At 66.9% G+C, this 12528-nt stretch carries 13 protein-coding genes; 3 read left to right on the top strand and 10 right to left on the bottom strand.

The window, feature by feature from the left end:
• Positions 1-2: 2 nt before the first annotated feature.
• From hemA to H7A85_RS04940, 3 genes are all read right to left on the bottom strand, one after another.
• On the bottom strand, positions 3-1280 hold the full coding sequence (gene hemA, locus H7A85_RS04950) for a 5-aminolevulinate synthase (RefSeq protein WP_182085074.1): 1278 nt from the start codon (positions 1278-1280) through the stop codon (positions 3-5).
• Positions 1281-1361: 81 nt separating this feature from the next.
• Positions 1362-1520 carry a hypothetical protein gene (locus H7A85_RS04945; protein ID WP_182084777.1) on the bottom strand — a complete coding sequence of 53 codons (159 nt, stop codon included), beginning with the start codon at positions 1518-1520 and terminating at the stop codon, positions 1362-1364.
• A gap of 10 nt (positions 1521-1530) precedes the next feature.
• Positions 1531-2463 (bottom strand): NAD-dependent epimerase/dehydratase family protein, encoded by a 933-nt coding sequence (locus H7A85_RS04940; protein WP_182084776.1) that lies wholly within the window; start codon positions 2461-2463, stop codon positions 1531-1533.
• Positions 2464-2517: 54 nt separating this feature from the next.
• Here H7A85_RS04940 and H7A85_RS04935 point away from each other — a divergent pair, with 54 nt between their 5' ends.
• Positions 2518-3081: a sugar transferase gene (locus tag H7A85_RS04935; RefSeq protein ID WP_182084775.1), complete on the top strand. Its 564-nt coding sequence runs from the start codon at positions 2518-2520 to the stop codon at positions 3079-3081.
• Positions 3059-3766: an endonuclease/exonuclease/phosphatase family protein gene (locus tag H7A85_RS04930; RefSeq protein WP_182084774.1), complete on the top strand. Its 708-nt coding sequence runs from the start codon at positions 3059-3061 to the stop codon at positions 3764-3766. Before H7A85_RS04935 ends, H7A85_RS04930 begins: the two co-directional genes overlap by 23 nt.
• Here the strand turns inward: H7A85_RS04930 and H7A85_RS04925 are convergent.
• From H7A85_RS04925 to H7A85_RS04915, 3 genes are read right to left on the bottom strand one after another with little or no spacing between them, the layout of a single operon-like run.
• On the bottom strand, positions 3763-4590 hold the full coding sequence (locus H7A85_RS04925; RefSeq protein WP_182084773.1) for an ABC transporter permease: 828 nt from the start codon (positions 4588-4590) through the stop codon (positions 3763-3765). The genes H7A85_RS04930 and H7A85_RS04925 overlap by 4 nt on opposite strands.
• On the bottom strand, positions 4587-5534 hold the full coding sequence (locus H7A85_RS04920) for an ABC transporter permease (protein WP_182084772.1): 948 nt from the start codon (positions 5532-5534) through the stop codon (positions 4587-4589). The genes H7A85_RS04925 and H7A85_RS04920 overlap by 4 nt, the downstream gene beginning before the upstream one ends.
• Before the next feature lie 22 nt (positions 5535-5556).
• Positions 5557-7071 (bottom strand): ABC transporter substrate-binding protein, encoded by a 1515-nt coding sequence (locus H7A85_RS04915; RefSeq protein ID WP_182084771.1) that lies wholly within the window; start codon positions 7069-7071, stop codon positions 5557-5559.
• A gap of 248 nt (positions 7072-7319) precedes the next feature.
• Here H7A85_RS04915 and H7A85_RS04910 point away from each other — a divergent pair, with 248 nt between their 5' ends.
• Complete coding sequence (locus tag H7A85_RS04910) at positions 7320-8402, top strand: siderophore-interacting protein (protein ID WP_182084770.1); 1083 nt, start codon at positions 7320-7322, stop codon at positions 8400-8402.
• A gap of 16 nt (positions 8403-8418) precedes the next feature.
• Here H7A85_RS04910 and H7A85_RS04905 read toward each other — a convergent pair whose 3' ends face one another.
• The 4 genes from H7A85_RS04905 to H7A85_RS04890 form a co-directional block, all read right to left on the bottom strand.
• Positions 8419-9453, bottom strand: coding sequence for an L-idonate 5-dehydrogenase (locus tag H7A85_RS04905; protein WP_182084769.1), 1035 nt, complete (start codon positions 9451-9453; stop codon positions 8419-8421).
• Positions 9450-10856, bottom strand: a complete 1407-nt coding sequence (locus H7A85_RS04900; RefSeq protein WP_182084768.1) for a TRAP transporter large permease — start codon at positions 10854-10856, stop codon at positions 9450-9452. Before H7A85_RS04900 ends, H7A85_RS04905 begins: the two co-directional genes overlap by 4 nt.
• A 3-nt stretch (positions 10857-10859) precedes the next feature.
• A complete protein-coding gene (locus tag H7A85_RS04895) occupies positions 10860-11432 on the bottom strand; it encodes a TRAP transporter small permease (RefSeq protein WP_182084767.1) in 573 nt (190 codons plus the stop codon).
• Positions 11433-11554: 122 nt separating this feature from the next.
• On the bottom strand, positions 11555-12526 hold the full coding sequence (locus H7A85_RS04890; RefSeq protein ID WP_182084766.1) for a sialic acid TRAP transporter substrate-binding protein SiaP: 972 nt from the start codon (positions 12524-12526) through the stop codon (positions 11555-11557).
• Between the last annotated feature and the right edge of the window lie 2 nt (positions 12527-12528).

Genomic DNA, 12528 nt, shown 5'->3' with positions numbered 1-12528 from the left:
GGTTAGCCGCCCGCCTTGGAAACCAGAAGGGCGGGAACCGCGTCGCTCTCGTCCGAACGCGCCGGGCGCTCGGAGGCGAAGGGGATGCCGAGCGCCGTCCAGGTTTCGAGCAGCGCCGCGGTCAGCTTCGCCACCAGCGCATCGTCGTGCAGCGGCGTCGGCGTGATGCGAAGCCGCTCCGTGCCGCGCGGCACGGTCGGGTAGTTGATCGGCTGGATATAGATGCCGTGCCGGTCCAGTAGTCGGTCGCTTGCCTGCTTGCAGAGTTCGGGGTCGCCGACCCACAGCGGCACGATGTGCGTGTCCGACGGCATCACCGGCAGGTCGGAGGCAGTGAACTCGGCCTTGACCTTCGCGGCCTGCCGCTGCTGCCCCGCGCGCTCTGCGCCGGAGGCCTTGAGATGGCGGATCGAGGCGGTGGCCGCCGCAGCGAGGGCCGGGGGCAGGGCGGTGGTGAAGATGAAGCCCGGCGCGTAGGAGCGCACCGAATCGACGAGCGCCCGCGAACCGGCGATATAGCCTCCCAGAACGCCGAACGCCTTGGCGAGCGTTCCCTCGATCACGTCGAGCCGGCCCGCGACGCCGTCCCGTTCCGAGATGCCGCCGCCGCGCGCGCCGTACATGCCGACCGCATGCACCTCGTCGATATAGGTCATCGCGTTGTAACGCTCGGCGAGATCGCAGATCGCCTCGATCGGCGCGACGTCGCCGTCCATCGAGTAGACGCTTTCGAACACGATCAGCTTGGGACGCTCGGGATCGGCCGCCTTCAGGAGTTCTTCCAGATGCGCGAGATCGTTGTGACGGAACACCTGCTTCCGGCAGCCGGAGCGGCGCACGCCCTCGATCATCGAGGCATGGTTCAGCTCGTCCGACAGGATCAGGCAGTCGGGCAGGAGCTTGGCGATGGTGGAGATCGACGCGTCGTTGGACACGAAGCCGGAGGTGAAGACGAGCGCCGCTTCCTTGCCGTGGAGATCGGCCAGCTCGGCTTCGAGTTCCACCAGCGGGTGGCTCGTGCCGGAGATGTTGCGCGTGCCGCCAGCACCCGAACCCATGGCGGACAGCGTGCCGGACATCGCATCGACGACGGCGGGGTGCTGGCCCATGCCGAGATAATCGTTGGAGCACCAGACGGTGATTTCGCGCGTTTCGCCCTCGTGACGCCAGATCGCGGCGGGGAAGCGCCCGGCGATGCGCTCGAGATCGGCGAAGACACGATATCGACGTTCTGCGTGGAGGGCCTCGATCGCGGACTCGAAGTGCGACTGGTAGTCGATCATGCGGAACTCCTTCGTGAGAAGGGTTCTAAGATTGGGACGCGCCGAAGTCTACCCGGACAGAATGTCCAAGCCTCGTACTCATTCGTCGGTGTCCGTGTCGCTCGCTTCGTCCGTGTCGGCCGGCGCTTCGGTTCGCCCGCGCGCCTGTTCCTTGCGCCGCTTCAGGTTCTCGCGCAGCGTTTCCTCCAGCCGCTTCTGGCGCTTGAGCTTGGCGGGGTCGATCGGGGCGTGGTTCATGATCCCGACCTCAACGCGTCGTGCGAGCGGCGTTCGCGCGCTGCTCGCGAAGGGTGCGGCGCATGCCCTCTTCGGTGGTCTCGATCGGACGCCAACCGAGACGGGCCCGGAACGCCGCGTCATCCACCACGAGCGAGCCGAAGACGTGTTCGTATTGCGCCGAGCGGTTCATCAGCCGCGCCACCTCGGCGGTGAAGCCGGTGGGCAGCGAGAAAAGGCGCGGGGCGCGGCCCGCCTCCTGCCGCGCGAAGGCGACGATCTCACCGAGGCTCCAAGGCTCGCCGTCCGCGACCAGGAACGTCCCCCCGGCTGCCTCCGGCGCGAGCGCCGCGTGGGCGAGGGCGCTCGCCGCGTTGGCGATCGACAGGAGGCTTCGGCTGGCGCTCGGCGAGGCGAGCGGCAACGGCACGGGGAAAGAAGCGACGCGAAGGAGGGTGGAAACGCCGCCGCGCCCGCCGGGACCATAGATCGGCGGAAGACGCAGGATCGTGCCTTCCGTCCCGCTTCCTTCCAGCGCACGCGCCATCGCTTCCTCGCCGGCCAGCTTCGAAGCTGCGTAGAGGTTTTGGGGGCGATGCGGTGCACGCTCGTCGAAGGGCTCGGCGCTCAAGGGATGGATGAGGTTGGTGGATGCGTAGACGAAGCGCTTCACACCGCGATCGGCGGCGAGCTTCGCCAGCGCGCCGGTGCCCGATGCGTTGGCCGCCATCAGGGCTGCATCGTCGCGGGCGGCCGGGTCGGAGCGGACGGGGTTGAGGGCGCCGAGATGGATCACCGCTTCCACGCCGTCCGGCCAGCCCGTCCATTCGCCGATGCGGGCGAGATCGAAGGGCACGCCGTTTTCGCCACGCCGAAGCGCGACGACCTCGTGTCCGAGGCCGGCCAGATGCGGCACCAGTGTCCTGCCGACAAAACCGGTCGAGCCCGTGATCAGAATGCGCACCGTTGATCGCTTCCCTCTTGCCCCGGCCATCGTCTTGCGGCACTCGCCTTTGACATGAAGCGCGTGTTCGACATCGTGGCAAGCTTTCTCGGCCTGATCGTGGCCGGTCCCGTCATCGTTGCACTGGCGCTGTTGGTTCGGCGCGACAGTTCGGGGCCCGGCATCTTCGCGCAAAGGCGGGTCGGGCGGCGGGAACGGGTCTTCACCTGCTACAAGCTTCGCACGATGCAAACGGGCACGGTGTCCGCCGCCTCGCACGATACGCCGGCCTCGGCCGTCACAGAGCTCGGAACGGTTCTGCGCCGCTGGAAGCTCGACGAACTGCCTCAGCTCTGGAACGTTCTCAAGGGCGACATGAGCTTCGTCGGGCCGCGTCCCTCGCTTCCCATCCAGGACGAGGTGATCGGGGAGCGCCGCAAGCGCGGCGTCCTGGCGCTGCGCCCCGGCATCACCGGTCTGGCGCAGGTTCACGACATCGACATGTCGGACCCCGTCAGGCTTGCCGAAACGGATGCGCGCTATCTCGAAACGCGCAGTTTCTTCGGCGACCTCGTTCTGATTCTCCAGACGCTGACGGGCAAGGGCAAGGGCGATCGTGTCGGTTCCGCCGAGCGTTGAGCCGCGCCCGTTCCGGGTCGCGACCTGGAACGTCCACGGCTTCATCGGCGAAGGGCGGCGGCCGGACCCGGACCGGACGCTGCGCCTGATCGAGGCGATCGACCCGGATGTGATCGCCCTTCAGGAGGTGGATGGTCGCGCCCGGCTGGGTCGGCTCCCCCGGGCGTTCGAGCGGCTCGGGTCGTCGCTCGGCGACCACTTCGTGCCCGCTCCCCTCTTCGGCCGGCCGGGCGAGGAATACGGGATCGCGCTCTGGTCTCGCCACGCCATCGCTCGCGTCGTGGTCCACAAGCTGCCGGGCCCCGGCATCGAGCCGCGCGCGGCGATCGACGCGACCATCCAAACACCGATGGGCGACTTGCGTGTCGTCGCCACGCATTTTGGCCTGAACCCACGCGGACGGAAGGCACAGGCCGCCGTCTTAGCCTCGATCGTCGATCCGAGCGAAGCGGCGATCGTCATGGGGGACTTCAACGAATGGCGTTCCGACGGCGCCGTTCATCGAACCCTCGTGGCTGCCCTGCCGACCCAGGCGGCGGGCGTTACATGGCCGGTTCGCCGCCCGATGTTCGGCCTCGATCGGATCTACGCAAGCAGGAGCGTCGGGATCCAGGGGGCCGGATCGTTTCGGCAGGCTGCGCCTGCGTCCGACCATCTGCCGCTCGTCGCCGACATCGCGTTCTAGCCCTGCCGCGTGCGCGGGTCGAAGTGGTCTCGCAGACCATCGCCGACGAGGTTGAAGCCAAGGACGGCGAGCGCGATGGCAAAGCCCGGCGCCAGTGCCAGCCAGGGCGCGGCGCCGAGATAGGTCTGCGCCTCGGCCAGCATCCGCCCCCACGAGGGAGCCGGTGGGGGAAGTCCGAGGCCGAGAAAGCCGAGACCGGCTTCGGTGAGGATCGCGAGGCCGAATTGGATGGACACCTGGATCGCCAGGACGCCCGCGATGTTGGGCGCGACGTGGTGTCGAAGGACAGCCGGTCCGCCTCGCCCGAGGCTGCGCGCCGCCAGAACGAAATCCTTGACGAGGACGGAACGGGCGGCTGCCCGCGTGATGCGCGCGAAGACGGGGGTGGTGAATAGGGCGATGGCGGCGACCGCGCTCCAGAACCCGGTTCCAAGCGCCGCGCCCAACATCATCGCCGACAGGACGGGCGGGAACGCGAAGAGGACATCCACGGCGCGCATCAGCGCGGCCCCCGGTCGCCCGCCGATCTCGGCGGCGAGGAGGCCAACCAGAATCCCGAGCGCCCCGCCGATCAGAACGGAAACGAGAGCCGTCGCCAGACTGTTTCCGGCGCCCAGCATCAGAAGGGACAGAACGTCCCGGCCGAGCTGGTCCGTGCCGAGCCAGGCGTCCGCAGCGGGGGGGTGCAGGCGCGATGCGATGCGCATGCGCATGGGATTGGGCACCGGCGTCCAGCCCCGCGAAAGGATCGCGGCGAGACCGAAGAGGAGGACGATGCCGACGCCGATCCGCAGCCGCCAGTTGGGCGATCGTGCGCGCCTCATCCGTCCGCTCTCTGTCGGGGGTCGATCCAGACCTGAATCAGATCGACGAGGGCGTTCACGACGACGACGCCGGCGGCCAGAACGAGGGCCACTCCCTGCATCGTGACGAGATCGCGCTGCGACAGCGCCTGATAGGCGAGCTGGCCGAGACCCGGCAAGGCGAAGACGTTCTCGACCAGGATCGCGCCGCCGACGAGAAAGGCGAACTGGAGACCGAGGATCGTCAGGATGGGCGGAAGCGCGTTGGGCAATCCATGGCGCAACAAGGCCGTCCGCTGCGACAGTCCCTTGGCGCGGGCGGTTCGCATGAAGTCTTCGCCCACCACCTCGATGACCGCGCCGCGCGTTACCCGTGCCAGCACCGCCGCCTGCGGCAGGGCGAGCGCCACGGCCGGCAGGGCGAGAGCGGAAAGAGCGGCGAAAATTCCGGCGTCCCAGCCCGGAAAGCCGCCGCTCGGAAACCAGCCAAGCCCGATCGAGAGGCCAAGGATCAGGAGAAGGCCGATCCAGAAGTTCGGAACCGCGATGCCCGCTTGCGCGAACACGAGGCCGAACCGATCCCCCGCCCCACCAGGCTTGGAAGCGCCGGCGAAGCCGACGAAGCCGCCGAGTACGCAGGCGATCGCGAAAGTCAGCGCGCCGAGCGGAAGGGTGACGGCCAGCCGCTGCGCGATCAACGAGCCGACGGGCATGCCGTAGGTGAGCGAGCGCCCGAAATCGCCGGTGGCGGCCGAGCCGAGCCAGGACAGCCAACGTAAGGCGAGGGGGCGGTCCAGCCCGAGTTCCAGCCGAAGTGCGGCGAGCGTATCGGGCCGCGCCGCCGTACCCAGCATCACGGCCGCCGGGTCACCCGGCAGAAGGTCGAGGACGACGAACACGCCGAGCGAGACGACGAGAAGCAACGCCGCAAGGCCGATCAACCGCTTGAGAAGAAAGCCCGCCACGTCCGAAGCCGCTAGATCAACGTCAATCGACCCAGCGAACGTCGGTCAGATCGTTGGAGGGGATGGGTTCGTTCGTCCACAATCCCTTCACCCGGCGATCCCACAGGCCGAGCTTGGGCATGGCGAAGAGGTAGAGCGCCGGCAGATCCTCGGCCAGGATCTCCTGCGCACGGCCATAGGCGGCGAGGCGCGCCGCATCGTCCGCCGCCGTTTCGGCCGCCATGTTCGCCGCGTCGAAGGCTTGCGAGCGGTAGCCGAAATAATAGTCGGGCCTCGCATAGATGCCGATGTCGAGCGGCTCGGCATGGGCGACGATCGTCATGTCGAAGTTATGCCCCTTCAGAACCTGATCGACCCAAACGGCGGGAAAGTCGGTCGGCACGATGTTCAAGGTCACGCCGATCTCGGCGAGGAACCCTTGCAGGATTTCCGACGAGCGCGTCGCATAGGACATCTGCGGCGAGCGGATCGTCGCGGTGAAACCATCGGGATATCCGGCCTCGGCCAGAAGGGCCTTCGCGCCATCCGGATCGTAGGGCACCTTGGCGGCGAGATCGACGAAGCCGGGGTCGTTCGGCGTGTAGTGGCTGCCGATCGGCTCGCCGTAGCCGCTCCAGGCCGCTTCCACCAAGGCGGTCCGATCCACAGCCATCATCAACGCCTTTCGAACGCGCGGATCGTCGAACGGCTTGCGGCGAAGGTTCATGCCCGCCACGACCTTGAGTTCGGTATGGCCGACCACGGTCGACAGTTGCGGGCTGCCTTCGAACGTCTTGTAGAGTTCGGGCGCGGCGAACTCGGGGATGGCATCGACGCTTCCCGATCGGATGGCGGCGGCCTGCGCCTGCGCGTCCTTGATGAAGCGGAACTCGGCGGTGCCGAGAGAAGGCACGGCATCCTTGTTCCAATAGTCGTCGATCCGCTCAAGGACGACCTTGTCGCCCGGTCGCCATTCGGCGACGCGGAACGGGCCTGTCCCGACCGGCTGCGCGCGGTTGGTCTCGGCCGTACCGGGCTCCACCATGACCGCCGCGGGCCAGGCGAGCCAGTAGAGCAGATTGGCCGAGCGCTCCTTGAGATGGAGAACGAGCGTCGAAGCGTCCGGGGTCTCAATACGCTCGATGACCTCGAAGAACTGCTTCTGCGGGTTCGTGGACGCCTCGCCGCGCGCGCGGTCGAGCGTGAACTTCGCCGTCGCGGAGTCGAAGCGAACGCCGTTCTGAAAACGCACGTCGTCGCGAAGGTGGAAGGTGATCGTCCGGCCGTCGTCGCTCGCGGTCCATTCGCGTGCGAGCTGGGGAAGAACCGTGCCGGCCTCGTCGATCCGCGTGAGACCCTGGAATACGTTCTGCCAGACGACCTGACCGATGGCGACGGGCGCGGCCACGGTCGGGTCGAGCCCCGACGGCTCGATGCTCATGGCCAGCGTCAGATGGTCCTTGGGATCGGCCCGAACGGGCGACGCGATCGTCGCGGCGGCAAGAAGTGAGCCGGCCAGGATACCCAGGAAACGCCCGTAACGGTTCGAAATCACCATCCTTCACCCCGATCGTGGCAACGCCATGGGCCGACTCTTCCAGCTCTCGGCGCCCGATCGGGCATACGCACCATAGGACTCCGTCAATGTCGAGGGAGCGCGCGGAGAAACAGCGGTGCGGTGCGCGATATGTAATCTTGACCACGCCCATCCACAAATCGTAGCCAGACCCCATCGTCGAGAACGAGCGCGCCGTTGCAGCTCGGCCGGCGATCCAGTCTTGCGAACCGGGTGGAGTGCATCGGATCATGCTGCAATCGAATCTTTCGATCCGGGTCGACGATCGCGACGGATTCATGCGCCATCTCCTGGAGCATCTCGACGAGGATCAGGTGCAGCGGGCGGAGCCGGACGGGGAAACGGTCGTCAGCGTCTACAATTCGGTGACGCGCCTCCGCTTCGAGGGCGACCGGATGGCGGTGGTCGTGGAGGGTACGGACCCGGCCGACCACGGCGTCGCCAAGGGGTTGGTAGCCTGGTACGTCCAACATATCCTTGGCGATGACTGCCCGGAGATCGTCTGGGCGGGCGACGGCGCGGACACGCGGGAACTTCCGCATTTCCGCGAACTGACCGTGGTTTCGTCGACGCAGCTGACGCCTCGGATGCGCCGGGTGCGCCTGTCCGGCGCCAATCTCCAGCGCTTCGCGGGCGAGGAGCTGCATGTGCGTCTTCTGTTTCCGCCCAAGGGTCGCACTCCGGTCTGGCCGCATGCCGGACCGGCGGCATTGCCGGTCTGGCCGACGGGAGAGGACGAACTCATAGCGCGCGTCTATACGATCCGCGAGATCGATGCGGAGGCGGGCCACCTGGATATCGACGTCGTGCTGCACGATCCCCCAGGCGCGGGATGCGCCTGGTCTCGCGAGGCGCAGGCCGGCGATTTCGTCGGAATGCTCGGGCCCGGCGGCGGGCTTCTCGGGCCGGGCGAGCGTCACCTGATCCTTGGCGACGAGACGGCGCTGCCGGCGATCGCGCGCATGCTGAAGCGGATGGACGCGGGCGTGCGCGCGGACGTCTTCATCGAAGTCGCCGGGCCGGAGGAGGAGCAGGCGCTCGTTCACCCGGACAGCGTTTCCGTCCGCTGGCTCCATCGCAACGGGGCGCCTGCCGGGACGACGACCCTTCTGGAAGATGCGGCGCGCTCGGCCGTCGCGCCGGGCGAGACGCCCTTCGTCTGGTCCGGCACGGAGTTTTCGGCCTTCAAGGCGATCCGGCGCTTCTGCCGGAAGGACCTCGGCCTCAAGAAGAATCAGCATCTCGTGGCCGCCTATTGGCGACGCGGGCAGCGCCAGGGCGAGGGCGTCGCCGCCGCGGACGACGACGGCTGACGCTCCTCTCCCGTGCTCAGGCGGTAAGAAGGACCTTGACGCTCTGCGTCCGGTCCAGCGCCAGTCGGAACGCGCTCGGCGCTTCCATCAACGGTCGGCGGGCGGTGACGATGGACAGGACGTCCACCGCGCCCGATGCGATCAGGCCGACGGCCTCCGCGAACTCCTTGTCGAAGCGGAACGAGCCGCGCACGTCGAGTTCCTTCGACATGATGGAGTTGGCGGGGATCGGCAGGGGACCCGCTGCCAGATTGCCCACCTGAACGACGGTGCCGCCGCGCCGAACGCCGGCGATCGCCGAGGAAAGGCCGGCCGGCGTGCCCGACACCTCGAACACGACGTCGGGCGGCGTGATCTTGGAAAAACCCTCCGCGTCCTTCGATAGGTCGATCACCTCGTCGGCGCCGAGCTTGCTGGCAAAGGCGAGCGGGGCAGCCGCCATGTCGACGACCGTGGTGCGGCCCGCGCCCTTCAATCGCGCCGATAGAAGCGTGAACAGCCCGATCGGGCCGGCGCCGACGACGGCGATGGATCGGCCGGAAAGGTCGCCCGCGCGTCCGACGGCGTGAAGGCAGACGGCGAGCGGCTCGGCGAGCGCGGCAGCTTCCAGCGAAATCTCGTCCGGCACCGGGACGCACTGTTCCGGCGTCGTGTCGAAATGCGACGAAAATCCGCCCTGCATATGCGGGTTCTTCGAGGCCGACCCCATGAAGAAGACGTTCTCGCAAAGGTTCGGCCGCCCTTCCGCGCACCGGGCGCAATGCCCGCAGGGGCGGAAGGGGTTGACGGCGACCCGTGTCCCGGGCGCGATCCCTTTCACCGCCGAGCCCACGGCCTCGACGGTTCCGGCAATCTCGTGGCCGAGGACCAGCGGCTCGCGCACGACGTAGTCCCCCGTTCGGGCGTGGCGGAAGTAGTGCATGTCCGATCCGCAGATTCCGCCGGCTCCGAAGCGGATGCGCACGCGATCGGGGGGCAGGGGGCCGAGGTCCCGTTCGACGATCCGGAGGTCCTCGGGGGAAAAGATCGTGGCGGCGTGCGCGGTGCTCACTGGATGAGGCCCATCTGTGTCGGAAGCCAAAGGGTGACGATCGGGAAGAAGGTGATGATCAGGAGCGCCATGAACAAGGGGACGAGCCAGGGCAGGATCGCGATCGTCGTTCGCTCCACCGACAGTTTGGCCACTCGCGACAGGACGAAGAGGACCATGCCGAGCGGCGGGTGCAGAAGACCAATCATCAGGTTGAGCGTCAGGATCAGGCCGAAATGGACCGGGTCGATGCCGAGCCGAAGGGCGATCGGCAGGAGGATCGGCACCACGATGGTGATCGCGGCGATCGTATCCAGGAAGCAGCCGATCACGAGAAGCAGGATGTTGACGAGGATCAGGAACACCCAAGGATTGTCGGTGATCGCGAGGATCGCATCCGACATGAGCTGAGCCGCCTGGCTGACGGTAAGGAGCCAGGCGAAGACGGAGGCGGCCGTGACGATGAAGAGAACCGAGGCCGTGGTCTCGATCGTCTCGAAGCTGGCCTTCGCCAGGGTGCGGAACGTCATGGTGCGATAGCGCACGAGGCCGAGGAAAAGCGACCAGATCACCGCCGCGACGGCGGCTTCGGTCGGGGTGAACCAGCCCATGGTCATGCCGCCGATCAGGATCACCGGCGTCATCAGCGCCATCACGGCGGAGAAGTCGTAGTGCCAATCGAGCGCGACCAACGCCGTCAGGGCGATCAACACCGAAAGGTTGAGGGAAACGCCGGCGAGCGTCAGGACGTAGACGAGAACCGGGAACGAAAGGACGATGACGACTTCCAGCGAGGCCGAAAGGAGGCGGCGCATCTCGAAGTTCGTGTCCGAGCCCCAGCCCTTGCGATAGGCGAAGACGGCCACCGTGATCATCATCAGAAGCGTCATCACGATGCCGGGCAGGATACCGGCCATGAACAGGGCGCCGATGGAGACGTTGGCCATCATGCCGTAGATGACGAAGGGCAGGGACGGCGGGAAGATGGGCCCGAGCGTCGCCGAGGCGGCGGTGACGCCGACGGCGGCCTCGACGGGGTAGCCGTGATCCTTCATCGCCTTGATCTCGATCGTACCGATGCCGGCGGCGTCCGCCAGCGCGGTGCCCGACATGCCCGAAAAGATCACCGAGCCGATGATGTTGACCTGCGCGAGGCCGCCCTTCATCCAGCCGACGAGCGCGACGGCGAAGGCGTAGATGCGGCCGGTGACGCCCGCGATGTTCATCAGGTTGCCGGCCAGGATGAAGAAGGGCACCGCCAGGAGCGGAAAGCTTTCCACGCCCGCGATCATGCGCTGAGCGACGATGATGTCCGGCGCGATCCCGTAGATCAGGAGATAAAGCCCGGACGCGACGAACATGGATATGGCGACGGGCACTCCCACCACCATGAGCACCAGAAAGGCGCCGATCAGAAGCAGCATCGGTTATTCCCCCAAGCCATCGAACGCGCCGGGGCGCTCAAGAACCGAATAGCCGCGGCGCCAGTTGCCCCAGGCCACCTGCAGCGAGCGCAGGAGCATGAGAACGAAGGCGGCGAAGACGGTGTAGAAGATGATGGAGCGCGGCAGGTCGATCGTGACCATCCGCTCGCGCGAGACGACGTTGACGTAGCGCCAGAGGAGGTAGGTCGCGTAGGCGAAGAACGCGATGCGGATGACGTCCACGAAGCTCGAGAGAAGACGGGCCAGCGCCGGGCGGATGTAGTGGTAGAGAACGTCGACGTGGATATGCCGTGACATGCGCACGCAGGCGACGGATCCGAGAAAGACCACCACCACGAGACAGTTGATGGCGATCTCCTCCGTCCAGGCGAGGCTGTTGTTGAGGACGTATCGCGTGAAGAACTGGAGAAAGACGCAGAGCCCCATTCCCCAGAACACGGCAAGGGTGATCCAGTCCTCGACCGAGAACTCGGACAGGTCCGCTTCGGGTGCCGGCTCCTCGAAGGCGTGGGCGATCTCTTCGGGTGTGGTCTGGGTGTGATGGTCTTCGGCCATGGCGGCTCCTTTCGCGGGCGCATGGTGCGGCGGCGACGGGGCGTGGCGGCGGGGCCGCCGACGGAACGGGTGGGTGGGGAAGGGCTTCGTCCCCTCGTGGACGGAGCCCTATTGGGAGGCGCTTACTGGACGGCGCGGATGGCGTCGTAGTCGGCCTGACGGTAGCCGTAGCTTTCGAGCGGCGCCTTTTCGAGGACGTTCTTCTGGAAGTCCGCCTTGTCGACCTCGACGACGTTCAGTCCGCGATCCTTGAAGGTCTGCACGAGAGCGGCCTCGCGCTCCTGCACGATCTTGGTGGCGCGTGTCGCGGCTTCCAGCATCACGTCGGTGAAGATCGTCTTGTCCTCGTCGGAAAGCGACGCCCAGCGGCTCTGCGAGACCACCGTGTTCAGGTGATCGACGATATGGCCGGTCAGCGCGATCGTTTTCTGGACCTCGTAGAACTTCTTGGCCTCGATCGCGGTCAGCGGGTTCTCCTGCGCTTCCACCGTGCCGTTCTGGAGCGCCAGATACACTTCGGCGAAGGCGATCGGCGCGGTGTTGGCGCCGCAGGCGCGCGGCATGGCGAGATAGGCCGGAACGTCCGGCACGCGCATCTTGACGCCGGCAAGATCGGCGCAGGTCTTGATGTCCTTGTTCGCGGTCGTGTGGCGCGTTCCGTAGTAGGTCACGGCGGTGATGTGATGGCCCGATTCTTCCTCGTAGCCTGCCGCGAGCGTCCTGAAGATGTCGCTCTTCGTGTAGGCGAGAAGGTGCTCCGGGTTGCGGAAGATGTAGGGGTAGTAGGTCACCCCGATCGGCGTGAACTCGCGCGAGGCGAAGGACGAGCCGGAAATGATGATGTCGACGGTTCCCAGCGTCAGGCCCTGGTTGAGATCGGCCTCCTTGCCGAGCTGCGAGGCAGGAAAGACGTTGATCTCGTAGCGACCCTCGGTGCGCTTCTTGATCTCCTCGGCCGCCCAGAGCGATTCCGTGTGGAAAGGCTCGGTGACCTCGTAGACATGACCCCATGTCAGCTTGGTCTGGGCGAGCGCGCTCCCGGACATCAGAAGCGCGGCTGCGATCGTACCCAGCGCGATCGTTCTCGAATGCATGA

Origin of the sequence: Aureimonas sp. ME7 (assembly GCF_903970965.1) — a bacterium.
Lineage (GTDB): Bacteria > Pseudomonadota > Alphaproteobacteria > Rhizobiales > Rhizobiaceae > Aureimonas.
This window is presented reverse-complemented; position numbering and strand designations above follow the sequence as displayed.